A 22,338-nucleotide genomic window follows, 5' to 3' on the forward strand; every position below is an offset into this window, starting at 1 on the left:
TTATGGTCTCTGGGCAGCTGTGGCCGCCGGTCATCGACCCGGCCACCCTCACACGGCAGGTGTGGGATGTGGACACGGCCCGGTCGCTGCCGGGCGTAGGTAGGGCGCTGCAGCTGTACGGCGGGCTGATCTCGCAGTGCCCGCTTGACCAGTACCGCGGCGATGAGCTGATCAAGCCGCGGCCGCCGCTGCTGCAGCTGCCCGACGTGAACCTGCGGGCCCGGTCGACGTTCAGCCGGGTGCACGTCGAGGACTACCTGTTGCACGGCAACGCGGTGCACCTGGTGACCGCACGCACCTCGACCGGCGCGGTACGCGGCGTGCGGTGGTTCCCGGCGTGGATGTGGTTCGTCGCCGACCCGACCTCGACCCGGGACGGCGGCGTCGACTACTACCTGAACGGCCGCGAGGTGCCCCGGGACGACGTGGTCCATGTGCAGCGCGGCGCCGCCGAGCACCAGCCGTGGCGCGGTGTCGGGGTCGTCGAGGAGCACCTGAAGACGTTGAACCGGGCCGGCCTGGAGGAGGCGGCCGAGTCCAAGAACCTGTCCGGCGGCGGGGTGCCGTCGGTGGTGATCGTCGCGCCGCAGACCGAGATCAGCCCGGATGAGGCCGAGGACGCCAAGGACACCTGGGAAGAGAAGTTCGATGGCCCGGGCCGGCGGCCGGCGATCGTGCCGAACGGCACCGAGGTCATCCCGCTGGGCTGGTCGCCGGTCGACGGGCAGATGATCGAGGCGCGGAAGATGTCGCTCGTCGACGTCGCGAACGCGTTCAACCTCGACCCGTACTGGCTCGGCGCGGAGGGCAGCAGCCACACGTACAAGAGCCCCGGCCCGATGTTCCTCACGCTGCTGCGGACGTCGCTTGATCCGGTCATGCAGGATCTCGAGCTGGTGTGGTCGCTGCTGTGGCTGCCGCCGACGGGCCGGTCGGTGCGGTTCGACCGGCTGGCGCTGACCCGCGACGACTTCGCCACCGAGGTGCAGATCGGCACCCAGGCGGTCGCGGCCGGGCTCATCACCCGCGAGGAGTGGCGTGTTCGGCAGGGCCTGCCGGTCAAGCCGGAGTTCGGCGTGCTGAAGGCGCCGGCGCCGGCGCCGCCCGTCCCGGCGGGGCCGCCGTCGCTGCAGGTGATCCCCGGCGGCGCCGAGGACGAAGACCAGGAGGTGACCGGGTGAGGATTCCGGACGAGCGGCGCACGGCGCCGGTGGCACTGCTCGAAGTGGAGACGAGCCTGAACTACATCTCCGCCGTCGCGGTGCCGTACAACGACCCGGCCGACATCGGGATGTTTACGGAAGACTTCGCGCCGGGCTCGATGGCGAAGTCCATCAAGGAGGCGGCGCGGTCGCTGCCGCTGCATGTGTTCCACGACGACATGGCGGCGTTCTCGCCGATGACGATCGAGTCGTGGCCGATCGGTGTGGCGCACGAGTGGGACGACGATAACAATCGGCTGCGCGGGGTGTGGAAGCTCGACGACGACGTGAAGGCGCAGCGGGCGGCGCGGCTGGCCAAGCCCGACGAGCAGGGCCGGTCGATGCTGGGGTACATGTCGATCCGGTTCCAGCCGATCAGAAGCCAGTGGACGTACGCGGAAGACTGGAATCCGGACCTGGGTTCGGCGTACAAGGACCGGGTGACCAGGCTTGAGGCCCGGCTGGTGTCGGTCGCGCTGGTGTCCACGCCGCAGTACCAGGCGGCGGCGGTGGAGTGGGTGCGGTCGGCCGAGCCGCAGCGCAAGCGAGAGTCGGCGGCGCGTGAGCTCGACGAGTGGGCCGCGTATCTGCAGCAGGTGAAGGCGGGGCCGCTGGCTTCGCAGAAGGGAATCACACGGAGATGACCGACACAAGCACGCAGGCCCAACCCGACCAGCGCGCGGCCGATGCCACGCCGGAGCCGGTGAAGCTGTCCATGCGGAAGGTCCTCGCGGCGATCAACGATGGGGCCGACGACCCCGACACGGTCGCCGAGCTCAACCGGGGCCTCTACCGCTTCGGCGCCCAGGATCCGTCGTTCGAGCTGCCGCGGTCGTGGCAGCGTGTGCAGCGGCGGATCGGCGTGGACCCGAACAAGCTCGACGGCGTGGCAACCGCTGAGCAGGTCAACCAGTTCGCCGAGCGTGCGGGACTCACCGTCGCCAGGTAGCCCGCCCGACCCTCGCGGCCCCCGGATGTTGTTGACGCCGGGGGGCCGTGTCGTACCATCGGGCACAGCAGGCCGCGCCGTCTACCGCGCCGGCCGCCGCGCCGGACGGTTCGAGCTCTACCGTCCACCCGGCGGACCACCCGGAGACACCCGACCGGAGATCACACATTCCGTCGAGTGCCCGGGAGGGGCCCCGATGACGCAACCCACGAACACGGTGACCCGGTCGCCGTTCTTGCAGAGCCTGTACGACGAGCGGCACGAACTCGAAGCGTTCATCGAGCGCACCGTGGCGGGCGCGATGACCGGCGGCACCGATGGCGCCCGCCGGGACCTGTCGCAGACCGAGCAGGAGACGCTCACCCGGACCCGTACCCGGATCGGCCAGCTGGATGACCAGATCCAGCCGCTGGAGGAGTTCGAGCAGCTGCGCTCCGCCGGCGACGCGTCCGCCCGCAATCACCCGGTGCGGCCGACCCCGGCCGCCCAGCCCGGCGCCGGCGAGGGCCGGACCGCGCTCGGGATGCGGGTCGAGACCCGCGTCCACAACTACCGGACCCGCGGTGAGTGCATCGTCGATCAGCTGCGCGCCGCGCCGCAGAACCTGGGCGGGCAGTCCGACCAGGCCGCGCGGGAGCGGCTGCTGTCCGCCGGCGTCATCTACGCGGGCATCTCCGACGCCGACATCGCCGTCGCCCGGGCCAACGCTCGGGACGCCGCGAACCGGCTCGCGCAAGACCCGACCCAGGCCCGCGTCACCCAGGTCACCGGCGACACGCCCGGCATCCTGCCGGTGCCGATCATCGGCGAGGTCATGAACGACGTCGACGCCGCCAGGCCGTTCATCGACAGCCTCGGTGCGAAGGGGCTCGCGTTCACCGGTGAGACGTTCAAGCGGCCGGTCATCACCCAGCACAGCGCGGTCGGCAAGCAGACCACCCAGGCCACCACGACCGGTGTCGGCACGCAGAAGCTCGTCATCGGCTCGGTCACCTTCACCAAGGAGACCTGGGGCGGCTACCTCGACGTGTCCCGGCAGGACATCGACTGGACGTCGCCGGCGGCGTGGGACGCGATCCTCAACGACCTGCAGGAGCAGTACGCGCTGCAGACGGAGAATGCCGCCGCGGATGCTTTCGCCGCCGCGGTCGTCGCGTCCGTCGAGGTCGTGGGCGCAGCCGGCATCCCTGGCGGCGGTGACCTGAAGGCGTGGATCACGGCCCTGTACGGCGCGGCCGCGTTGGCCTACACCGGCGGCGGCCGCCTGCCGGACAAGATCTGGGCGAGCCTCGACATGTGGTCCGGGCTCGGCCCACTGATCGAATCGCAGGTGTCGACCAATCAGCAGCCCGGGAGCTCGTCGGTGGGCTCGTTCACCGGCGACCTGCTGAAGCTGCCGCGGGTCGTGGTCCCGTCGTTCCCGAACGGCACGCTGATCATCGGCGTGTCCCGGTGGTCCGAGGTGTACGAGGAGCGGATCGGTCTGCTGACCGCGGTGCTGCCGTCGGTGTTCGGTGTGCAGGTCGCCTACGGCGGCTATGTCGCCTACAACACGCTGAAGGCGGGCGCGTTCGCGAAGGTGGTGAACATCGCGGCATGAGCGGTATGAAGCCGAGCCTCGGCCGCGTAGTCCACTACATGCTCAACGCCGGCGACGTCGGCCTCATCGATCAGCGGATCCCGATCAAGGGGCCCGACGGCATGGTGCAGCGCAACCCTGTCCACGCGGGCCAGGTCCTGCCCGCCGAGGTCGTCGCCGTCTTCGACGCCGGGGCCGGGACCGCGAACCTGAAGGTCAAGCTCGACGGCTACGGCGAGCACTGGGCAACCTCGCGGGTCGAGGGCACCACGCCGGGCACGTGGGCCTGGCCGCCGCGGGTCTGAGACGAGGGGGCCGCGATGGTGTGGAAGCCGGACTACATCGATGACCTAACGCAGCTGCGGGACTTCATCACCCGCTCCGACGTGACGGTCGACGACGAGTTCCTGACCATCGCGGCCGGCGCCGCGTCCCGGGCCGTGGACCGGCACACCGGACGCCAGTTCGGCAAGACCGACACCGTCCAGGCCCGCCGGTACACCGCCCGGTGGAACCGTCGCCGGGGCCGCTACGTGGTCACCATCGACGACCTCTACTCGGCGGCCGGGCTGGTCATCGCGGTACCGGACGGCCCGGTCAGCGTGTTCGAGCTGGAGCCGGTCAACGCCCTGGCCGACGGCCTGGTCTACGAGCGGTTGGTGATCGAGCCGGACTCGGCGAACCTGCCCACCGGCCGCGTCCGCAACGAGGTCACCGTGACGACCGACAAGTGGGGTTGGCCGGCGTTCCCGGTCCCGGTGGTGGAGGGCACACTGCTGCAGGCGTCGCGGCTCGCGTCCCGCCGCAACAGCCCGTACGGGATCGCCGGCAGCCCGGACGACGGCAGCGAGATGCGGCTACTGGCCAGGGTGGATCCGGACGTCGCGGTGTCGCTGGGGTCGCACAAGCGTCGGTGGTTCGTGGCATGAACCTCAACGACGTCATCGAGGAGATCGGCGCCCAGGTCGGCGCCATCGCCGGTCTGCGGATGTTCGACTTCCCGCCGGACAACCTGCACCCGCCATCGGCGTGGATCGGCTACCCGGAGGATTACACGTTCGACAAGACGTACGGCCGGGGGTCGGACAGCATCAACAGCCTGCCGCTCATCGTGGCGGTGGCCCGGGTCTCGGACCGTGCAGGGCGGGAGCTGGTCGGCGCGTACGTCAACGGATCCGGCGCCACGTCCATCAAGGCGGTCGTCGAGGCCCGCAACAACGGCGCCAACGGCGGGTGGGCGGCGTTCGACGACGTCCAGGTCACCGGCGTCACCTTCGACATCCTGACCCGCGGCGGGACCGACTACCTCGCCGCGCTGTTCCTGCTCAACATCACAGGCCCGGGGAGTACATGATGCCCAACTCACACGGAAGATTCACCGTCGTCATTCTCGCCGGGAACAACCTGTCGCAGTACTGCGACGATTCGGACTGGACCCGCGACCCGGAAATGCACAAGGTGACGACGTACGGCAAGAACGCCAACGTGTACGACGGTGGGCTTAAGGACGGCACATCGCAGCTGACGTTCATTTACGACACCAGCGTCACCGCCGGGCCGCGGGCCGTGATCGAGCCGCTGGAGGGGACCGTCGTGTCGTTGGTGTATCGGCCGGAGGGGACCGGGGCGGGGAAGCCGCAGCGGACGGTGAATGTGTTCGTCGGCGAGTACAAGGAAACCCACCCGGTCAACGACTACGTGCGCGGGACGCTGAAGCTCCAGCACTCCGACGACGTGGTCCGAACCACTCAGTAAAGGGGAGAACAGGACGATGGGCGCTCTCGCCGCTACCGTACCGACCCGTGCCGGCGTCGCCACGCCTGGTGCCGCTGTCGCCGCATCTGACACCATCGCGTCGACGCTGCTCGGCTCGCGCGGTGCGCTGCTGGAGATCCTGAACGGCAACGCCGGCACGGACAACATGACGATTTCCGACGCGAGCGTGACGCCGACCTCCGCGGCCGCGGCCGCGCTGGCGCCGGCGCTGACCACGGGGACCAACCGTGTGTTTTTCATCCACCCGTCGCAGGCTGACCCGGTAACCGGGCTCGTCACCGTCACGCATTCCGTGGTGTCGACGGTTACCTACAAGCTGTACCCGCTGGGCTGAGGGAGGCCACTGTGGACGATCTGAAGGACCGGCTGTTGAAGCCTCGCCTCTCGGAGGCAGAGGTCGAGGTGCCCGGCGTCGGCACCGTACGCATGCGGGCGCTGTCCCGCGCCGAGGTGCTGATGGTGCGCAAGGCCACCGATGACGAGAACATCGACGGCCCGCGCGCCCTGGCCCTTGAGCGGAAGATGCTCGCCACCGCGTTCCTCGACCCGGTGCTCACCGAGGCCGAGGTGGGCCAGTGGCAGAAGGCGTCGGCGGCCGGCGAGCTGGAGCACGTCTCCCGGAAGATCCAGGAGCTGTCCGGCATGTTGGAGGGCGCCGACAAGGCCGCGTTTCAAGGCGTTCGAGGCGGATCCGGAGACGGAGTTCGAGCACTTCCTGGCGCAGAAGCTGAGCATGACGGTGGCCCGGCTGCGGGCTGAGATGGACAACGGTGAGTTCGTCCGCTGGCACGTGTACTACGCGCGCAAGGCGCAGCGCGAGGAGCTGGAGCGGCTGAAGGCAGGGGGGTGAGCACATGCCCGGCGAGATCCGCATCGACGGCCTGGCCGAGTTCTCCCGCAACCTGCGCAAGCTCGACAGCGACCTGCCGAAGATGCTCCGCGTCGGCCTCAACGACGCGCTGCGGATCGTCATCGACTACGCCCGCCCGCGGATCCCTACGCGTACCGGCGCGGCTCGCAAGTCGCTGCGGGCGAAGTCGACGCGGACGAAGGCGCGGATCACGGCCGGCGGGAAGCGGGCCCCGTACTACCCCTGGTTGGACTTCGGCGGCAAGGGCCCGAACAACCGGCCCGCGCCGCGACCGTTCTATGGGGACGGCCGCTACCTGTGGAAGGGCTTCATCGTCAAGCGCGACGAGTTCAACGCCGCGCTCACGCGTGCGTTGGTGTCCACCGCTGAGGCTGCCGGGATCGAGGTCGACTGACGTGGCGAACGAAGTCAATCTCACCTTCGCGGGCGACACCGCCCAGCTGGAGCGCGCGTTCGATCGGGTGGGCCAGGCGGCGAACGGGATGGAGCGCGACGTCGCCGACGCCAGCGACGGCTTTGACCGGGCCAGCGAGGCGGCCGACGCCGCGGAGAACCGCGCCCAGGGTGTCGCGTCCACATTGACTGGTACGGCCGACACGGCGGCCGGCGTGGGCCTCATCCTGAAGGGCAACCTGTTCGAGGGCTTCGTCACTGCGGGCGGTGGCCTGGCCGACCTGGCGGAGGGCTTCAACTACACCCTGATCCCGGCGATGAAGGGCGCGGTCACGTGGCTCAAGGGAACCCGGGTGGCCACCCTGGCGACGGCGGCTGGGCAGCACATCGCGGCGGCGGCGTCGAAGGTGTGGGCCGGCGCGCAGTGGCTGCTGAACACGGCGCTGCTGGCTAACCCGATCGTGCTCATCATCGTCGCGATCATCGCGCTGGTGGCCATCATCGTGCTGATCGCCACCAAGACGGACTGGTTCCAACGGCTGTGGAAGGTCGCCTGGAAGGGCATCCTGGCCTACCTCACCTTCGTCAAGAACGTGTACGTGGGCGCGTTCAACATGATGATCAGCATCGGGTCGAAGCTCGTGGGCGCGATCGTGTCGATCCCCGGCCGGCTGAAGAAGGCGTTCGTCGGCCTGGCGAGCATCATCACCGCGCCGTTCCGGGCCGCGTTCAACTTCATCTCCCGCGCGTGGAACGCCACTGTCGGGCAACTGTCGTGGACGGTCCCTAACTGGGTGCCGTTCGGTCTGGGCGGCAACAGCATCTCCGCCCCGCAGCTGCCGCAGTTCCACTCCGGTGGTGTGGTCCCCGGTGCCGCTGGTCAGGAAATGCTGGCGGTCCTTCAAGCCGGTGAGCGGGTCATCCCGGCCGGCGGCGGCGGGGCGGTCACGGTCGTCGTGGCGGCCGGCGGGGGCGGCACGAGTGCGGAGCAGGCGTTGGCCATCCTGGTGCTGAAGCTCTTCAAGTCCGGCGCGCTCGCGCTGCGCGTCCGGTCGGACGGCCGTGTCATCCCCGCGGTGACCTGACGTGGCCAAGCACGAGCTGGTGACGCAGGTCTTCTATGACGGCGCCTGGCACACGGTCAAGTTGTACGACCGCGAAGACATCGAGATCGTGCGCGATCGCGGCGAGGGGCAGGGGGAGCCGACCACGGGCAGCGTGGAGTTCGACTTGCCCGGCCACGACTTCAACCCCGAGAACGTCGCCAGTCCCTTGTACGGGCTCATCGGCCCGTCCATGCCCGTTCGCATGTACGAGCTGGGACTGTCCTTTCTGGAGACCACGGGACCGGGCGCGGTGCCAACGGCGTTCACGCCGGATCATTCGAGCCTCGACATCACGAGTGACATCGACATCCGCGTCGACTGCCAGCTCACCGCTTACAACGACGTGGGTTTGGCCGCCAAGTTCATCACACCGAACCAGAAAAGCTGGGCGCTGTACCTCGACTCGTCGCGGCGGCCGGTGCTGCACTGGTCGTCCGACGGGACTGCGGGCACCGCCACCCGCACCGCCACCGCCGCGGTGCCGGCCACCGACGGCGATCGGATCGCGATCCGGGCCACCCTCGACGCCGACAACGGCGCCGGGCAGCACGTGGTCACGTTCCTGACGGCGCCCACCATCGCCGGCCCGTGGACGCAACTGGGCAGCACCGTGACGACCGCGGGCACCGCGAGCATCTTCGCCTCGACCTCGTGGATCGACGTGGGTGGTACCCCACTGCTCGGGCCGCTGTACTCGGTGGGTCGGTTCTATGAATTCGAGCTGCGTAGTGGGATTGGTGGCACAGTCGTCACGAACCCCAAGTTCCACAACGTGCTGTCGGACGGGCCGTTCACCGATGCGTTCGGTCGACAGTGGAGCGCGACGCCGGTCTCCTACTTCCGGCCCAACTCTGTTCGGTTCTACGGCGAGGTGTCGTCGTTCAAGCCTCGCCGGTCGCTCGGGCCGGTCGAGTACGGCCCGGATGGCGTACCGGTCAAGGGCGACCGGTGGGTGCACGTCACGGCCAACGGCCCGCTACTGCGGATTGGACAGGGTGACCCGCCAGCGCTGTCCGCCCTGTGGGTCGAGAACCTGCGCGGCGGGCCGGTGGCGATGTGGCCGATCACGGACGGCGCGGATGCCAGCCAGGCCGCGAGTGCACTGCCGGGCGGCGCCCCGCTGTCGATCCAGAGCCTTGACTTCAACACGCAGGCACCCATCACGCTGGACTGGGAACCTGTCGCCTACAACGCGTGGGTGGAGCCCCTGGCCACCGCGGCGGCAGAGACCCAGCTCTACATGCTCGGCAACATCGAGATGGACCCTGGCGCGACCGAGTGGGCGGCTGACTTCGTCTTCGCGGCGCGCAACGCAGGTGGGGCGGCGTTCGACGGCAACGTGCTTTTCCTGCATGGCACGGGGACGGGAGGCCCGGGCGACCCACGCACCGACTGGCTGTTCGGGTTCGTGGACGGCAACTGGGGCTTTGAGCGACGGATCTACGAGGGTGCCTCGCTCTCGTCCATCGAGATCTCGGCCGGGCCGGTCGCCTATCAGGACGGCCGCGTTCACCATGGCCGGGTCACCACCGTGCGCGACGGCGCCGACGTCGACTGGGCGGTCTGGATCGACGGCGTGGTGCTCGACTCGGGCACCCTGGCAGCGTCGTCGTGGTCGACGCTGACCAGCCAGCAGACCAGCAGCGGCACCACCGGTGATGCGCAGACGTCGATTGGCTTCGTGACCATCTGGGATACCGCTAGCCCGCCGGCCAACGCAGCCAACGCCGCGGTGGTCGGCAGGTCCGGTGAGCTGGCCGCAGACCGGCTGGCCCGTCTGTGTCTGGAGAACGGGCTGGACTTCGACCTGATCGGCAGCGCCTCGGACACGGTGCCCATGGGGCCGCAACCCATCACGACGTTCGTCGGGCACGTCGCCGAGATCGAGCGCACCGACTCGTCTCGCATCATGGAGACCCGGTACAAGCCTGGCCTGACTATGCGGACCCGGGCCAGCATGTCCGCGCAGCCCGAGAAGCTGTTGCTCGACATGGACGCCGGGGTCGTACTACCTCCGATCCTGCCGGACGTGGACAACTCCAATGTGGTCAACGACGTCACGGTGGTCCGCACGGACGGGTCCTCCGCCCGCGCGGTGCGGGAGGACGGACCACGCGGCGTCAACACCATCGGCCGCTATCCCGTGCGCGTCGATGTCAACACGGACGTGGACAACACGTTGCCCAATCACGCGCATTGGCGAGTGGCGGCCGGAACGCAGACCGGTACGCGATATCCACAGGTGGGTGTTGACCTCGATGCCGCGCCCCATCTAGCCATAGATGCGTCCTCAGTGGACGGCGGCGATATCATCGGGCTCGACAATGCCGAGCCCGACCGCGCCCGACTGATGGCGCTCGGGTACACGGAGCTTCGCCGAGGACACCGCTGGAGCATCACGTTCAACACCGGCCCGGGGAAGGTGTTCAACACCGGGGTGTGGAACGACTCGGGGAGCCGCTACGACTCCGCCTACTCGACCACCGGGGGCTCGGTCGTCGTCGGCACGACCACGAGCATCAGCGTGGTGATCGCGGCGGGGCGGTACCTGTGGGTCACCGGGTCCAGCGCGCCGCAGTTCCCGATCGAGATCGAGATAGCCGGCGCCCGGTTCAACGTCACGGCGATCTCCGGCGCCAGCTCTCCGCAAACGTTCACAGTGGACGCCGCGCCGACCAACGGTGTCCCCGCCAAGACGATCGCGGCCGGCGCCTCGGTGCGCCTGGCCAAGCCGGTCCGCTACGGGTTCTAGGAGGCAGCAGACATGACGGCAGCGGCAGGGGCGCTCATCGAGATCGACGACGTGGTCACGGCCGTCGATGTGCAGGTGTTCACGGCGTCCGGGACGTGGAACAAGCCCGCCGGCGCCCAGCGCGTCAAAATCGAGGTGATAGGCGGCGGCGGTGGCGGTGGCGGCGCCGCGACGGCGGCAGCCGCTCAGCACGCGGCCGCGGCCGGCGGCGCGGCAGGCGGGTACGCGCTCAGGTGGCGGAACGCCTCAGACCTCGGCGCGTCGGAGACCGTCACGTGCGGCGCGGGCGGCGCCGCCGGGGCGAACACCGGTGGCAACGGCGGCAACGGCGGCGCGAGCTCGCTAGGGGCGCACGCCGCCGCGGACGGCGGCACGGGCGGCACCGGTGCGGCCAGCAGCGCGGCCAGCTTCGGCGTGGGCGGGGCGCTCGGCGGCATCGGCACCATCGGCACCTTGCTGACCCGCGGCCAGTCCGGCGGGTCGTCCTACGGCGACGCGTCCCTGGGCGTGTCCGGCCATGGGGGCAGCTCGGTCTACAGCGGGGGGCCGACCGGCCGCGCGTCCGGATCGACCGGGCAGGCCCTCGCCGGCCTGGCTGGCGGACAGGGTGCCGGCGGATCCGGCGGTCTGACGACGGCATCCTCCGGGGCGGGCGCGCTGGGCGGTGCCGGCGGCGCCGGAATCGTCATCATCACGACCTACCTGTGAGGGGCACCGTGGCTTGGTATCTTGCGCCGTCGCTGTCGGTGCTTCGCTCCGAAGTGGACGCCCGCTGGCCGCAGCGGGACAAGACGAGCGACGGCACGATCGGTGACCCGGCGCACCAGCAGCGGCCCAGCGATCACAACCCGAACGCCCGGGAGTCGGTGGACGCGTGGGATATGGACAAGGACGGCGTCGACGTCGACGCCGTCCTCCGCGCGTTCGAGCGGCACCCGAGCGCGCACTACTGGATCTGGGACCGGCAGATCGCCGACGCCGACAACGGGTGGCGGCCGGAGCCGTACGACGGCGACAACCCGCACACCGCGCACGTCCATTTTTCGATCAAGCAGAGCGCGGCCGCCGAGCAGGACCGGCGCGCATGGGGAGTGGAGGACGACATGCCGACCGCTGACGAGATCGCCAAGGCGGTATGGGACCGGCAGGAAGCCAACGCGCTGACCGGCGCACCGACCCGCCTCGGATCCTTCGTCCGGTACAGCGACTGGCACCACGACCAGACCCGGAAGTTGCTCGGGGCCAAGCTGGACGCCCTAGCCGCGGCCGTGGCCGGCCAGATGTCCAAGACAGACCTTGCTGCCAAGCTGGCCGAGATCGACCGCGAAGCGACCGAGCGCGCGGAGGCCGAGGTGAGCCGCGACGCCGCCCTGCGTACCGAGCTGGCCGCGCAGCTCGTCACCGCGCTCCGCGAGGAGCTGACCGACATGCCGGCCGAGGTGGTCGAGGCGGCGGTCGAGCGCGTGATCGGCCGCGTGGAGATCGCGCTCCGATGACCGATTTCGAGCGCGACGTGCTCCAGCGCCTGACGCGGATCGAGGAGCAGGTGTCACAGCTCCGCGAGGCACGTGCGCGGTGGCGGACGCTGGGGCTGGTCGTGTTGCCCGTGGTGCTCAGCGTGGCTATCGGGCTGATCATGCCGGGACTGACCCGATAGGAGGGCCCGCGTTCTAGCTCGGCGCCGGGGAGTACCACCCGGCAGGGCAGTCCGGCCGCGGCGCGGTGTCGGTGATGCACTCAGCCGGCACCCGCCAGGTACCGCGAGGCGACACGTTGTCCATCTCGCGGCGGACCGTCACTGTGCCGTCCCGGTGGGGCGTGATCTCGTACGCGCATGCGCCGCGCTGCTCGGCGAAGCACACGCCGGGCTGTGTCCGGTCCGCCAGCACGAACCCCGCTACCCCTGCCGTCGCGACGGCGCCCGCGAGCACGGCCACCGCGATGGCCGGGCGAATGCGCAGACGCTCCAGAGTGGTCACTGCCGCACCGTACTGGGTGGCGCTACGTGATCACTGTCGGTCGATTGGTCGTGGCGCTCGCAGCCGGAAGGTAGCTGGGACCCATCCGATCGGCCCACCGGCTCCGGAGTGATGAGTAGCTCGGCGGGTCCCACCCGGTTCTCGCCGACCCGCTGCAGGATCCGGCCGAGCGCGGCCAGCCCGTCGCGGTAGGCCGCGGCGGCGGCCGCCTGGTCGACTCGCTCGATGGCCCGGCCCTGCCGGATCGACGAGTCGATGAGCGCGAACAGGTCGGTGATCAGGGTGGGTTCGTCGGTGCTGGGGCCGCTCTGCCAGCTCATGAGGTTCCTCCCGTGGGGGCTAGGGCAGCACCCGGCCGGGTCTTGCACAACGGGGGGTGGACCGACCGGGTGCGCTGTGCAACCACGGTAGGCGACAGGTTGCCACCTGTGAAGACGCAGCGTGGCCACCTCGACATACCCGCAGGTGGGAGGCGGTGTGCATGTCAGAGTGGCCACATGGCGAGTGACCTTGAGGCGGCGGCGGAGGCGTACCGCGCTGCGCTCAAGCGTGTCGACGACGGCCTGGCCGAGGTCGCCGCGGCGCGGACCGACGTCCCCAAGGTCCGCACCCGACTCGCGGCCGCCATCGTGCAGGCGTACCTGGACGGCACGCGGGTCGGCGAGATCGCCCGGGTGAGCGGCTACGGCCGGGAGCAGGTGCGGCGGATCCTCCGCGCCGGCGGAGTCGAGGCGGACCAGCCGTAGGCGTGCGGATCGTCCGTGACGTACGCTCCGTAGTGGGCACGGTCTGTATTCATCGATGCCCCCCCCCCCGGCCAAAATGGTTTCTGCGCAGGTGGCGGGCCCGGATAACGATCGTGGTATCTCTGCGTGACGGCCCGATCATGAACTGTCCGTGATCTGCCACAACGGGCCAGAGACGCTTGCGTCCCGCTAGATCACTACGATCATTCCGATCATGATTGGACTCGGGGCGGCACTACTGGCGATCATCTACCTGGTCGACAACGAGGAGACCCAGCGCTGGGCGCGGGTGTGCATGAACTGGGTGGGCGACCACCATTACCAGCTCATCGGCGTCGTCGTGGATGAGACGCCGACCGGCGAGAAATGGCGCAGCGTGGTGCAGATGCTGGCGGACGGCTCGGCGCAGGTGTGCGTCGTGCCCCGCTGGGACCACATGTCGCGTGAGCGGATCCCTCGTGTGGAGGTCATCGCGGAGGACCTGGCCCGCGACGAGTCGTGGGCGATGCTGACGGAGTACCGGCTGGCGCCGGCGGCGCCCCGGCAACGCCGGGCCAAACGACACCCATAGGCCGGAAAGTAGACCGCGCCCCGGACCGATCAAGGCCGGGGCGCGGTACGGTGCGTGGACCGTGCTGCTTGCTAGGCGCCGGTGAGGTTGGGGAGCGCTTGGATAGCCGCCTGGCGCTCCTCATCCGTGACCAGGGTGTACACCTGTGTGCTGGTCAGGCTGCTGTGCCGCAGCAGCTCCTGCGTCCGGCGGATGTCCCGGGTCTGCTGGTAGACGGTTGTCCCGTACCAGTGGCGGAGGCGGTGCAGGCCCACGCCGGGCATGTGGAGCTGCCGGCGTAGGTAGAGCGCGTACGTCAGGCTGACGTAGGTGGCCGACGCGGGCGTGCCCTTGTCGGTCCAGGCGATTGGCCCCGGCGGCAGGTCGGCGACCGCCTGCCACACGAGCTCGTGGGTGGGGACGACGCCGGGCTTGCCGCCCTTGCCGTCGACGATGGTCAGCTCCTCCGCGGTGACGTGTTCCCGATGGAGGTCGGCGATCTCGCAGCAGCGCAGGCCGCCGTACGCCGCGAGGAGGGACCATGTGCGGTACGGCTCGGCGGCGTGGGTGAGCACGTGGGTGAGCTGGTCGTCGGTGACCGGTCGGGGGAGGCCACGTGCGTGCGTGACCTGGGGGAGTAGGGCGCTGGGGTCGAAGTCGAGGTGCGGGTCGGCGGGGTTGGTCGCCCAGACGAAGAACGCGCGGGCTGCGCCGTAGTAGGTGGCGAGGGTGTTGCGGCAGAACTCGTCGCGGTAGATCCACGCCTTGAGTTCGTCGGTCGTGGCGAGGGGGAGGCCGTAGGGGAGTTCGGAGTCCATCCGGGTGAGGACGGCGCGGCGTCCCTCGATGGTGCGCGGCCGTCGCCGGCAGTCGTGGAGCCAGTCCAGGTACTGGATGAGTAACGGGTCAGTCATGCGAGAAATCCTCTGTTAACGGCGCGTTAAGCGGAAGGTGACGCATGGTCATTGCGCCGTGGCGGTTGAGTTCACGCGAGCCGGACGGCGGAGGTGCGGCGCGGGCGCCGACGTGTCAACTCGGCTCTTCGGCCGACCCGTACTCGGCCGTCGGCTGTCACCCGTTCCCCGGCTGGTCATCGCCGGATATGGTGCCAAGCATGGCGTTGACTGCGCGCATGGTCACGATCGACTGCGCGGATCCCGGTGGACTGGCGAAGTTCTGGTCGGAGGCCGCCGGATACGAGGTGACGTGGCGGTATGAGAACGAGTACCTGATCCTCGCGGCAGGGTCCGGCCAGGGTCCGCAACTGGACCTGCAGCGGGTGCCGGAGCCGAAGATCGGCAAGAATCAGGTGCACATCGACTGGGCGGCCGACGACCGACCGGCCGAGGTGGAGCGCCTGGTGATGGCCGACCCCGAAGGCAACGAGTTTTGTGTTTCGGGTTCGCACGGGTAGTGGAGGACGCCGTGCACGGAGAGGGGCAGCGGATCGGGGGGCGGTCGATGGAGTCGATGACCGGGCAGCTACTGGTCGCGACCCCGGCCCTGAAGGATCCCAACTTCGACCGGACTGTCGTCCTGCTCGTCGCGCACGAGCCGGGCGGCGCCCTCGGCGTGGTGCTCAACCGCGCGACCGAGGTGCCCGTCTCCGAGGTGCTCGGCAACTGGGGCGCCATGGCCCGCGACCCGGCGGTGCTCTTCGAGGGCGGGCCGGTGCAGCCCGAGTCGGCCATCTGCCTCGCCCGCACCCATCCCGGGGTACGCCGGGCCCGCGGCTTCCACCGCGTGTCGGGCTTGATCGGCACAGTTGATCTCTCCGTCGACCCGGAGACGCTGCAGAACAGCCTGGCCGGCATCCGGGTGTTCGCCGGCTACTCGGGCTGGTCGGCCGGGCAGTTGGAGGACGAGATCTCCTCGGGCTCCTGGTTCGTCTTCGACGCCCTGCCCGGCGACGCCTTCGTGGAACGGCCGGACGACCTGTGGCCCATGGTGCTGCGAAGGCAGGGCGGCATCCTGGCCGCGGTGGCCCACTTCCCGCCGGACGTGGCCATGAACTGATCTTGTCGTCGGTGTGTCGGCCCCTCGGAGATGACCCCCGCCCCTGGGGTGTGTACTATTGCGCGGGTGCCCGGGAGACTGGGTATGTTGGGGCCGTGGCGCAGCTGGTAGCGCACCACACTGGCAGTGTGGGGGTCAGGGGTTCGAGTCCCCTCGGCTCCACCCAAACCGCAAGTGAGTAACGCCCTGGTCGGGAGCGCGTCTCCCAAGACCAGGGCGTTAATCGTCTCCGATGCCGTATTGTCCGGCGTGCCCGATACGGTGGTTGGTGTCCGAGGGCCGGACCGCTGAGGGTCCCGGGCCTTCGTCACGGCGCCCGCCGACCCCGCGCGGAGCCACCGTCGTCAGGTCCTCACACTCCAATGTGGACGAACGCTCGACCTGTCCGCCGATCAAGGATTTCCGCGCCGATCAAGGGCAAAGGGTCGTGGATCTGAGATCAAAGCACGACCGTTTGCCCTTGATCGACGGTGAGGGGGTCGGGGCGCGGGGGCTAGGGGTCGTCAGGGTGTGGAGGACGTGGGTTAGGTAGGCGCGGCGGATGTCTACTGTGGACGGTAGGAGGCGGGGGCGGAGTGGGCCAGTTGGGTGTGGCCGAGGTAGGCGCTGTAGGCCAGTAGCGCGCGGGACTGGGCCTCGGACGGCGCGAAGCCCAGCTGGGCCAGTGCGGTGACGATCAGGCCGACCCGCGCACGGGTGACCCGCTCCACGGCGCGCGCGACGGCCGGGTGTGCGGCGGTCGCCAGCAGGGCCGGCCCTACCCGGTCGACCTCGGCCATCCTGCTCACCCGGATGATCAGCCGGCGGAGCTGGCTGGCGGGGTCGTCGGTGGCGTTGACGATCTCGTCGATGACGGCGGTGGTGGTTCGCGCCTCCCAGCGGGCCAGGGCCGCCTCCAGCAGGGCCTCACGGTTGCTGAAGTGCCAGTAGAAGCTGCCCTTGGTGGTGCCGAGCCGGGCGGCGAGGGGCTCGACGGCGACCGCGGCCAGCCCGCCGTCGGCGATCGCGGCGAGGGCCGCGTCCGCCCAGTCGTCCGGAGTTAGGCGCCGCCTGGAGCTTGTCTTGCGTTCCGCCATGGACGTACGCTAGCGCATGGTTAGCCGTACGCCACAGTATGGTTTTGTGGGCGATCCTCTTGACCGGGAAGTCGTTCTGACTATAGTTCATCAATAGCGGATTTCATCAAGCGAGGACCGCAACTCGAGAGGAGCGACGTCCGATGATGGTTGAAGAGATCGAGCGGTCGGTGATCGAGATTCTCCGCGAGATGCACTACGAGGTCGGCGAGGGAGCCAGCGAGATGTCGCTCGGCCCGGACGGTCTCGAGCTCGACTCGCTCGCGGTCGCGGAGCTGGCGGTCCGGATGGAGGACAGCCACGGCGTCAAGCTGCCGGACGACGAGTTGGAGAAGTTTGCCGCCCTGACGCTGCACGAGCTGGCGGTGGAGGTGCACCGCATGACCCAGCTCGTCAGCACCGCCGGGGAATCGGAATGACATGACGGACACGATCCGGCTCACCAAGGCCGACTACGTCAAGCTGATGATCGAGGAGTCGGCGGACCTGGCCGACTACCTCGCCGATCTGGCCGCTCCGGACTGGGATGCACAGACCCTGTGCGCGGGTTGGCGCGTACGTCACGTCGTCAGCCACATGGCGGTCGGGCACACCATGGCGATGGGGCCGTTCCTGCGTACGATCGTCGCCTCCCGGGGCGTCGAGCAGGCTTCGCACCGGCTGGCGCTGCGCTACGGCGACAGCCATTCGCCGGCGGAGATCCTCGCGCTCTTCCGGGCCGGCACGACCGATCGACCGCGCGGCCCGGCGGGCTTCGTCGCGCCGGCCGAGCTGTTCATCGACCACCTGATTCACCACCAGGACATCCGCCGTCCGCTGGGGCACTCCCGGGTGATCCCCGCGCACCGGCTGGCCACCGCGCTGGACGTGCTGCCCCGGCTGGGCGGCCTGCTCAAGCCGCGCCGCCGGGTGCGCGGGCTGTGCCTGGTGGCGGAGGACATCGGACGCCGGGTCGGCGAGGGCGCCGAGGTGCGGGGCACGGCCGAGGCGCTGATCATGTGTGCCGGCGGCCGTGCGGCACCGTTGCCCGAGCTGTCCGGACCGGGCGCGGCGATCCTGGCCTCGCGCATCGGCGGGGCCTAGATACCCATAGGGAGACGAGGATGAGCACGACCGCACGCTCACCCGCGGTGCCGGGGCGCACGCTGCTACGCGTCGGCCTGGCCGGAATGGCCGTCGAGATGCTGTTCATCGGCGTGCCGGCATCGCTGGCCCCGGAATGGTTCTTCAACTGGTTCGCGTTCGGCCGTGGCTGGGCCGGCGCGATCGGGCCGTACAACGAGCACTACGTGCTGGACCTGGGCTTCGTCTATCTGGCTCTGGGCGCGGTGCTGCTTTGGGCGACGTTCCGGCTGGGCCGCGACCTGTGCATTGCGGCGCTGGTCGGCAGCCTCGTGGCCAACCTGCCGCACCTGCTCTTCCACCTCGCCAACACGCAGGCACTGGGCACCGTGGACAACGTGTTGCAGGACGGCCTGCTCGGTTCTACCGTCGTGTACGGATTGGCCATGCTGTTGATGGTCTGGACTCGACCGGAGACGACCGAGGTGCCGACCGCGACCGTCCTGCGCCGCCCGGCGGAGCCGGCCCGGCCGTCCGTACGCGTGGGTGGAGAAGACCGGTGACCTGGGAGCAGCTCGGTGGGGGTCGCACGACCGTCCAGACATCCGTCGGGCCGGTGGCATACCGCGAGTCCGGCGAGGGCAGGCCGGTCCTGTTCCTGCACGGGCTGCTCACCGATGGGCACTACTGGGACCGGGTGACCCCCTCGGTCCGGGACGCGCGGGTGATCGTGCCCGACATGCCGTTCGGATCGCATCGGTCGGCCATGCACCCGGCCGCGGACCTGACCCCGCCGGGTCTGGCCGCGCTCGTGGTGGAGCTGATCGACCGCCTAGAGCTGGAGCGGGTCACCCTGGTCGCCGGCGACTTCGGTGGCGCGGTCGCGCAGTTGGTGGCGACCACCCACGGCGACCGGCTGGACGCCCTGGTGCTGCACTCCTGCGACGCCTTCGACCACTTCTTCCCGCCGACGTTCTGGTACCTGCAGGCGTTCGGCTACCTGCCTCCCGGAGTGCTGTGGCTGGCCGGGCAGGGGCAGAAGCTGCCCGGCGCGCACAAGCAGCCGCTGGTGTTCGGCCGGGTGCAGAAGCGGCCGGTGCCCGCGGAGCTGGCGCGGTACTGGAGGCAGCCGTTCCTCACCGATCGCGCCGTACGCCGTGACGTGGTCAAGGTGCTGCGCGGGGTGGACCGGCGGCACACCAACGCGGCGGCGAAGCGCCTGCCCGCCTTCGACCGCCCGGTGCGCCTGGTCTGGGGCGACACCGGGCGGGTCTTTCCCATCGCGGACGGTCGCAAGCTGGCCGCGATGATCCCGACCGCGACACTGACCGTCGTGCCGGACAGCTATGCCCACGTGGCGATCGACGCGCCGGACGTCATGGCGTCCGAGATCAACGACATGCTGTCGGCCCGTCCGGGCGCCTGAGCGGCTGCCATCGAGACTCCTTGACGGCCCTTTGGGTGTCACTATAATTAATCACTAGAGGAAGTCATTAGATGGGGACGTGATCGGGCGCCCCGGCGACGCAAAGGAGAAGCCGTTGCGGTCGTACAGTTCCTACGTTGGGGGCGAGGACGTCCCGGGGAGCGAGTGGGTCTACTGCCTGCGAGCCTCCGCGCTACTGGCGGACGTACTGCCCGGCCTGGCGCTCAAGCGGGATCTGGAAAAGGGCAGGCGGCACGACGGCGACAGCCACGAGATCGTGGAGGCCCGCTGCGCCATCGCCGACGACGAGGTGTCCCAGCGCGCGCTGGAGGCGGCGCGGGCGGCCGCGCCCGTGTGGGGAGCGACCCCGCTGGACGTCCGGTTCCGAGTCATCGAACGGTTCCACGAGGAGTTGTGGCGGCGCCGGGAGGAGTTCGTCTCCGTCATCGTCGCCGAGGGGCACCCGCGCACGCTCGCCGAGTGGGAGGTCGCCTCGCTGCTGCGGTGCAGCGATGGGCCCACCACCGCCTGGTGCCGGCAGCAGATGGGCTGGGACTTCGTCGAGGGCGACCGGCAGCTCCGGCTGGTGCGCAAGCCCGACGGTGTGGTCGTGCTGAGCCCGCCGCTGAACGCCGCGGCGATCAGTTCGCTGTCCGGCGTGGCCGTGCTGGCCGCCGGCAACGCGCTGGTCGTGAAGGCGCCCCGCAGCTCGCCGTACGGGGTGATGTGGGCGCTGCGCGAACTGCTCGTCCCGGTGCTGGACGAGGTGGGCGCGCCGCCCGGGGTGCTCAACGTCCTCTGTGGACACCCCACGCAAATGATCGACCAGTGGATGGAGAGCCCGCTCGTCGACGACATCATGTTCTTCGGCAGCAGCGAGGTGGGCATCCCGCTCGGCGTGGAGGCGGTCCGCCGGGGCAAGAAGCCGATCCTGGAGCTGGCCGGCAACGACGGCTGCGTGGTGTGGCGCGACGCCGACATCGACAGCGCCGCCGAGGCGCTCACCGAGTGCTTCTTCGGGTCGGGCCAGATCTGCATGGTGCCCAACTACGTGGTTGCCCACCCGGCGATCGCCGACGCCCTGATCGATCGGCTGGTGAGCCTCGCCGGCAAGGTGCGTCCCGGCTACCCAGAGGACCCAGAGGTCCTGCTCTCGCCCGTCTACAAGACCGAGAAGTACTTCGCCTACCTGAGCGAGGCCATGGAGATGGGCGCCGAGCTGCTCACCGGCGGCCGTCGCCTGGAGGTGGACGGCGAGCCGTCCGAGACCGGGATCTTCATCGAGCCGACCGTGCTGCGGGTGAACGGGCTGGCCCGCGCGCGGGAGATGTCGGCGGTGGCCAAGGAGACGTTCTTCCCGTTGCTGCCGGTGGTGGTCGCCGAGGACGTGCCGGACGACCAGTTGCTCGGCGACGTGATCGGCTTCGTGAACGCCAACCCGTACGGCCTGCGGAACTCGCTGTGGGCGCAGAGCCCCGACGTGATCGAACAGTTCGTCACCCGGGTCACCAACGGCGGGATCTTGAAGGTCAACGACTCGCACGTGGCCCTGCCGCCGTACCTCGCGCCCAACGGCGGGGGCGGGCTCACCGGCGGGCCGTTCGGCGAACTGAACTATCCGATGCTGCGCACCTCGCACCTGCAGGGCATCAGCATCGGCACCGGCATCCAGCCCCGGCGCGCGGTCGTCGAGGCGTACGCGGCAAGGGAGGCAACCCGATGAGCTTCCTGGGACCGGAGCGGGAGACGCTGGAGCGGCTCCTGCCCGGGCTGGACAAGCAGCTGGCGGAGGTGCCGCTGCTCGAGCTGGAGACCCGCGAAGGCCCCGGCATCGAGATGTTTCGCAAGGCGGGCGGGCCCGGGTTGGTCATCCCGACCGCGTACAACGGTGTCGGAGCGACGGCGGTGGAGGCCGTGCGGGCGACGCGTGCGCTGGCCACCCGCTCGCCGTCGGTGGCGATAGCCACCACCATGCACCAGTTCTCGGTGGCCAGCCTGGTCGCGCTGGCCAAGGCGAGCAGCAGTTTCGAGTGGATGCTGCTGGACGGGGTGGCCGTGGACGGCCGGCTCGTGGCGTCCGGCTTCGCCGAAGGGCGGGCCGGGCAGGGCATCCTGTCGCCGACGCTCACCGCCCGCCGGGACGGCGACGTGCTGCGGCTCAGCGGCGCCAAGCGCCCGTGCAGCCTGAGCCGCTCCATGGACCTGCTGACGGCCAGCGTGGCGATCCCCGAGCCGGACGGCAGCGTCAAGCTGGGCGTCGCGATGATCCCGGCGCAGTCCGAGGGCATCCGGATCGAGCCGTTCTGGTCCTCGTGGGTGCTGGCCGGCGCCCAGTCGGACGCGGTCATCCTCGACGACGTCGAGGTGCACCCGGACCTCATCGTCGACCTCGGCACCGGCCTCGACGGCGAGTTGGACGACCTGCAGACGATTGGCTTCGTCTGGTTCGAGCTGCTCGTCACCGCCTGCTACCTGGGCATCGCCGCGGGGCTGGTGGAGCGGGTGCTGCTGGCCGGCCGGGGATCCGTCGAGGACCGGGCGCGGCTGGCCACCACGATCGAGGGCGCCTCGCTCATGCTGGACGGCGCCGCCAGCAACCTCGACGCTGGCGACGGCAGCAACGACGGGCTGGGCCGGTCGCTGGTCGTCCGGTTCGCCGTCGCCGAGATGGTCGGTACGGCCGTCCGCGGCGCGGTCGAAGCGCTCGGCGGGATGGCCTTCGTCTCCTCGTCGGAGGTCGCGTACCTGGCCGCGGCCACGCACGCCATCGCGTTCCACCCGCCGTCGCGGCACAGCGTCGCCGGCGCGATGGTCGAGTGGTTCGGTGGCCGGCCGCTCGTGATGAGCTGAACGGA

At 70.0% G+C, this 22,338-nt stretch carries 30 protein-coding genes and 1 tRNA gene; 27 read left to right on the forward strand and 4 right to left on the reverse strand.

Going from position 1 to position 22,338, the window contains the following annotated elements; translation table 11 throughout:
- Nucleotides 1-2: 2 nt before the first annotated feature.
- The 16 genes from Prum_RS24545 to Prum_RS24620 all read left to right on the forward strand — a co-directional run bounded on the left by Prum_RS24545 (nt 3) and on the right by Prum_RS24620 (nt 12,285).
- Nucleotides 3-1,181, forward strand: coding sequence for a phage portal protein (locus Prum_RS24545; protein ID WP_173078623.1), 1,179 nt, complete (start codon nt 3-5; stop codon nt 1,179-1,181).
- Entirely contained in the window at nt 1,178-1,846 is a 669-nt protein-coding gene (locus Prum_RS24550) for an HK97 family phage prohead protease (RefSeq protein WP_173078624.1), read from the forward strand. Before Prum_RS24545 ends, Prum_RS24550 begins: the two co-directional genes overlap by 4 nt.
- Nucleotides 1,843-2,151, forward strand: a complete 309-nt coding sequence (locus tag Prum_RS24555) for a hypothetical protein (RefSeq protein ID WP_173078625.1) — start codon at nt 1,843-1,845, stop codon at nt 2,149-2,151. Before Prum_RS24550 ends, Prum_RS24555 begins: the two co-directional genes overlap by 4 nt.
- A 196-nt stretch (nt 2,152-2,347) precedes the next feature.
- The gene (locus tag Prum_RS24560; protein ID WP_173078626.1) at nt 2,348-3,751 is read left to right on the forward strand and encodes a phage major capsid protein; all 1,404 of its coding nucleotides are present in this window, start codon (nt 2,348-2,350) and stop codon (nt 3,749-3,751) included.
- Complete coding sequence (locus Prum_RS24565; RefSeq protein WP_173078627.1) at nt 3,748-4,035, forward strand: hypothetical protein; 288 nt, start codon at nt 3,748-3,750, stop codon at nt 4,033-4,035. Before Prum_RS24560 ends, Prum_RS24565 begins: the two co-directional genes overlap by 4 nt.
- Before the next feature lie 15 nt (nt 4,036-4,050).
- Complete coding sequence (locus Prum_RS24570) at nt 4,051-4,659, forward strand: phage gp6-like head-tail connector protein (RefSeq protein WP_173078628.1); 609 nt, start codon at nt 4,051-4,053, stop codon at nt 4,657-4,659.
- Entirely contained in the window at nt 4,656-5,084 is a 429-nt protein-coding gene (locus Prum_RS24575) for a hypothetical protein (protein WP_173078629.1), read from the forward strand. The genes Prum_RS24570 and Prum_RS24575 overlap by 4 nt, the downstream gene beginning before the upstream one ends.
- The gene (locus Prum_RS24580) at nt 5,084-5,485 is read left to right on the forward strand and encodes a hypothetical protein (protein ID WP_173078630.1); all 402 of its coding nucleotides are present in this window, start codon (nt 5,084-5,086) and stop codon (nt 5,483-5,485) included. The genes Prum_RS24575 and Prum_RS24580 overlap by 1 nt, the downstream gene beginning before the upstream one ends.
- A gap of 16 nt (nt 5,486-5,501) precedes the next feature.
- Nucleotides 5,502-5,840: a hypothetical protein gene (locus Prum_RS24585; RefSeq protein WP_173078631.1), complete on the forward strand. Its 339-nt coding sequence runs from the start codon at nt 5,502-5,504 to the stop codon at nt 5,838-5,840.
- An 11-nt stretch (nt 5,841-5,851) separates the two neighbouring features.
- Entirely contained in the window at nt 5,852-6,265 is a 414-nt protein-coding gene (locus tag Prum_RS24590) for a hypothetical protein (protein ID WP_173078632.1), read from the forward strand.
- A 95-nt stretch (nt 6,266-6,360) separates the two neighbouring features.
- Entirely contained in the window at nt 6,361-6,771 is a 411-nt protein-coding gene (locus Prum_RS24595) for an HK97 gp10 family phage protein (protein WP_173078633.1), read from the forward strand.
- 1 nt (nt 6,772) lies between these two features.
- On the forward strand, nt 6,773-7,855 hold the full coding sequence (locus Prum_RS24600) for a hypothetical protein (protein WP_173078634.1): 1,083 nt from the start codon (nt 6,773-6,775) through the stop codon (nt 7,853-7,855).
- Nucleotide 7,856: 1 nt separating this feature from the next.
- Nucleotides 7,857-10,628, forward strand: a complete 2,772-nt coding sequence (locus Prum_RS24605) for a hypothetical protein (RefSeq protein WP_173078635.1) — start codon at nt 7,857-7,859, stop codon at nt 10,626-10,628.
- Between the two features lie 12 nt (nt 10,629-10,640).
- The gene (locus Prum_RS24610; protein WP_173078636.1) at nt 10,641-11,336 is read left to right on the forward strand and encodes a glycine-rich domain-containing protein; all 696 of its coding nucleotides are present in this window, start codon (nt 10,641-10,643) and stop codon (nt 11,334-11,336) included.
- Nucleotides 11,337-11,344: 8 nt separating this feature from the next.
- Nucleotides 11,345-12,124, forward strand: coding sequence for a hypothetical protein (locus tag Prum_RS24615; RefSeq protein ID WP_173078637.1), 780 nt, complete (start codon nt 11,345-11,347; stop codon nt 12,122-12,124).
- Complete coding sequence (locus Prum_RS24620; RefSeq protein WP_173078638.1) at nt 12,121-12,285, forward strand: hypothetical protein; 165 nt, start codon at nt 12,121-12,123, stop codon at nt 12,283-12,285. Before Prum_RS24615 ends, Prum_RS24620 begins: the two co-directional genes overlap by 4 nt.
- Before the next feature lie 13 nt (nt 12,286-12,298).
- On the opposite strand, the gene Prum_RS24625 is transcribed toward Prum_RS24620, so the two are convergent.
- Complete coding sequence (locus Prum_RS24625; RefSeq protein WP_173078639.1) at nt 12,299-12,607, reverse strand: hypothetical protein; 309 nt, start codon at nt 12,605-12,607, stop codon at nt 12,299-12,301.
- Entirely contained in the window at nt 12,604-12,927 is a 324-nt protein-coding gene (locus Prum_RS24630) for a hypothetical protein (protein WP_173078640.1), read from the reverse strand. Before Prum_RS24630 ends, Prum_RS24625 begins: the two co-directional genes overlap by 4 nt.
- A 177-nt stretch (nt 12,928-13,104) precedes the next feature.
- Here Prum_RS24630 and Prum_RS24635 point away from each other — a divergent pair, with 177 nt between their 5' ends.
- Both Prum_RS24635 and Prum_RS24640 read left to right on the forward strand, forming a co-directional pair.
- Nucleotides 13,105-13,353 carry a helix-turn-helix domain-containing protein gene (locus Prum_RS24635; RefSeq protein ID WP_173078641.1) on the forward strand — a complete coding sequence of 83 codons (249 nt, stop codon included), beginning with the start codon at nt 13,105-13,107 and terminating at the stop codon, nt 13,351-13,353.
- A 214-nt stretch (nt 13,354-13,567) separates the two neighbouring features.
- Entirely contained in the window at nt 13,568-13,924 is a 357-nt protein-coding gene (locus Prum_RS24640) for a hypothetical protein (RefSeq protein ID WP_173078642.1), read from the forward strand.
- A gap of 71 nt (nt 13,925-13,995) precedes the next feature.
- Here Prum_RS24640 and Prum_RS24645 read toward each other — a convergent pair whose 3' ends face one another.
- Nucleotides 13,996-14,817, reverse strand: coding sequence for a tyrosine-type recombinase/integrase (locus tag Prum_RS24645; RefSeq protein ID WP_173078643.1), 822 nt, complete (start codon nt 14,815-14,817; stop codon nt 13,996-13,998).
- Between the two features lie 200 nt (nt 14,818-15,017).
- Here Prum_RS24645 and Prum_RS24650 point away from each other — a divergent pair, with 200 nt between their 5' ends.
- The 3 genes from Prum_RS24650 to Prum_RS24660 all read left to right on the forward strand — a co-directional run bounded on the left by Prum_RS24650 (nt 15,018) and on the right by Prum_RS24660 (nt 16,081).
- Nucleotides 15,018-15,317 carry a VOC family protein gene (locus tag Prum_RS24650; protein WP_173078644.1) on the forward strand — a complete coding sequence of 100 codons (300 nt, stop codon included), beginning with the start codon at nt 15,018-15,020 and terminating at the stop codon, nt 15,315-15,317.
- Between the two features lie 47 nt (nt 15,318-15,364).
- Entirely contained in the window at nt 15,365-15,919 is a 555-nt protein-coding gene (locus tag Prum_RS24655; RefSeq protein ID WP_173078645.1) for a YqgE/AlgH family protein, read from the forward strand.
- A gap of 89 nt (nt 15,920-16,008) precedes the next feature.
- Nucleotides 16,009-16,081: transfer RNA gene (locus Prum_RS24660), tRNA-Ala, on the forward strand.
- Between the two features lie 383 nt (nt 16,082-16,464).
- On the opposite strand, the gene Prum_RS24665 is transcribed toward Prum_RS24660, so the two are convergent.
- Nucleotides 16,465-16,995: a TetR/AcrR family transcriptional regulator gene (locus Prum_RS24665; RefSeq protein WP_218577317.1), complete on the reverse strand. Its 531-nt coding sequence runs from the start codon at nt 16,993-16,995 to the stop codon at nt 16,465-16,467.
- 143 nt (nt 16,996-17,138) lie between these two features.
- On the opposite strand from Prum_RS24665, the gene Prum_RS24670 reads away from it, so the two are divergent.
- From Prum_RS24670 to Prum_RS24695, 6 genes are all read left to right on the forward strand, one after another.
- Nucleotides 17,139-17,414, forward strand: coding sequence for an acyl carrier protein (locus Prum_RS24670; protein ID WP_173078646.1), 276 nt, complete (start codon nt 17,139-17,141; stop codon nt 17,412-17,414).
- Nucleotide 17,415: 1 nt separating this feature from the next.
- Complete coding sequence (locus Prum_RS24675) at nt 17,416-18,078, forward strand: maleylpyruvate isomerase family mycothiol-dependent enzyme (RefSeq protein WP_173078647.1); 663 nt, start codon at nt 17,416-17,418, stop codon at nt 18,076-18,078.
- A 20-nt stretch (nt 18,079-18,098) separates the two neighbouring features.
- Nucleotides 18,099-18,620, forward strand: a complete 522-nt coding sequence (locus Prum_RS24680; RefSeq protein WP_173078648.1) for a hypothetical protein — start codon at nt 18,099-18,101, stop codon at nt 18,618-18,620.
- Nucleotides 18,617-19,483, forward strand: coding sequence for an alpha/beta fold hydrolase (locus Prum_RS24685; protein ID WP_173078649.1), 867 nt, complete (start codon nt 18,617-18,619; stop codon nt 19,481-19,483). Before Prum_RS24680 ends, Prum_RS24685 begins: the two co-directional genes overlap by 4 nt.
- A 115-nt stretch (nt 19,484-19,598) precedes the next feature.
- Nucleotides 19,599-21,206 (forward strand): aldehyde dehydrogenase family protein, encoded by a 1,608-nt coding sequence (locus Prum_RS24690; RefSeq protein ID WP_246278072.1) that lies wholly within the window; start codon nt 19,599-19,601, stop codon nt 21,204-21,206.
- A complete protein-coding gene (locus Prum_RS24695; RefSeq protein ID WP_173078650.1) occupies nt 21,203-22,333 on the forward strand; it encodes an acyl-CoA dehydrogenase family protein in 1,131 nt (376 codons plus the stop codon). Before Prum_RS24690 ends, Prum_RS24695 begins: the two co-directional genes overlap by 4 nt.
- The last annotated feature ends 5 nt before the right edge of the window (nt 22,334-22,338 follow it).

Source organism: Phytohabitans rumicis, from assembly GCF_011764445.1.
Classification (GTDB): domain Bacteria; phylum Actinomycetota; class Actinomycetes; order Mycobacteriales; family Micromonosporaceae; genus Phytohabitans; species Phytohabitans rumicis.

Coding starts and splice junctions, on each gene's coding strand:
- Prum_RS24655 (WP_173078645.1), top strand. CDS start 15,365: ATGGAGTCGATGACCGGGCAGCTACTGGTCGCGACCCCGGCCCTGAAG.
- Prum_RS24610 (WP_173078636.1), top strand. CDS start 10,641: ATGACGGCAGCGGCAGGGGCGCTCATCGAGATCGACGACGTGGTCACG.
- Prum_RS24585 (WP_173078631.1), top strand. CDS start 5,502: ATGGGCGCTCTCGCCGCTACCGTACCGACCCGTGCCGGCGTCGCCACG.
- Prum_RS24650 (WP_173078644.1), top strand. CDS start 15,018: ATGGCGTTGACTGCGCGCATGGTCACGATCGACTGCGCGGATCCCGGT.
- Prum_RS24670 (WP_173078646.1), top strand. CDS start 17,139: ATGATGGTTGAAGAGATCGAGCGGTCGGTGATCGAGATTCTCCGCGAG.
- Prum_RS24675 (WP_173078647.1), top strand. CDS start 17,416: ATGACGGACACGATCCGGCTCACCAAGGCCGACTACGTCAAGCTGATG.
- Prum_RS24640 (WP_173078642.1), top strand. CDS start 13,568: ATGATTGGACTCGGGGCGGCACTACTGGCGATCATCTACCTGGTCGAC.
- Prum_RS24595 (WP_173078633.1), top strand. CDS start 6,361: ATGCCCGGCGAGATCCGCATCGACGGCCTGGCCGAGTTCTCCCGCAAC.
- Prum_RS24665 (WP_218577317.1), bottom strand. CDS start 16,995: ATGGCGGAACGCAAGACAAGCTCCAGGCGGCGCCTAACTCCGGACGAC.
- Prum_RS24580 (WP_173078630.1), top strand. CDS start 5,084: ATGCCCAACTCACACGGAAGATTCACCGTCGTCATTCTCGCCGGGAAC.
- Prum_RS24645 (WP_173078643.1), bottom strand. CDS start 14,817: ATGACTGACCCGTTACTCATCCAGTACCTGGACTGGCTCCACGACTGC.
- Prum_RS24575 (WP_173078629.1), top strand. CDS start 4,656: ATGAACCTCAACGACGTCATCGAGGAGATCGGCGCCCAGGTCGGCGCC.
- Prum_RS24565 (WP_173078627.1), top strand. CDS start 3,748: ATGAGCGGTATGAAGCCGAGCCTCGGCCGCGTAGTCCACTACATGCTC.
- Prum_RS24620 (WP_173078638.1), top strand. CDS start 12,121: ATGACCGATTTCGAGCGCGACGTGCTCCAGCGCCTGACGCGGATCGAG.
- Prum_RS24635 (WP_173078641.1), top strand. CDS start 13,105: ATGGCGAGTGACCTTGAGGCGGCGGCGGAGGCGTACCGCGCTGCGCTC.
- Prum_RS24680 (WP_173078648.1), top strand. CDS start 18,099: ATGAGCACGACCGCACGCTCACCCGCGGTGCCGGGGCGCACGCTGCTA.
- Prum_RS24630 (WP_173078640.1), bottom strand. CDS start 12,927: ATGAGCTGGCAGAGCGGCCCCAGCACCGACGAACCCACCCTGATCACC.
- Prum_RS24570 (WP_173078628.1), top strand. CDS start 4,051: ATGGTGTGGAAGCCGGACTACATCGATGACCTAACGCAGCTGCGGGAC.
- Prum_RS24695 (WP_173078650.1), top strand. CDS start 21,203: ATGAGCTTCCTGGGACCGGAGCGGGAGACGCTGGAGCGGCTCCTGCCC.
- Prum_RS24545 (WP_173078623.1), top strand. CDS start 3: ATGGTCTCTGGGCAGCTGTGGCCGCCGGTCATCGACCCGGCCACCCTC.
- Prum_RS24555 (WP_173078625.1), top strand. CDS start 1,843: ATGACCGACACAAGCACGCAGGCCCAACCCGACCAGCGCGCGGCCGAT.
- Prum_RS24560 (WP_173078626.1), top strand. CDS start 2,348: ATGACGCAACCCACGAACACGGTGACCCGGTCGCCGTTCTTGCAGAGC.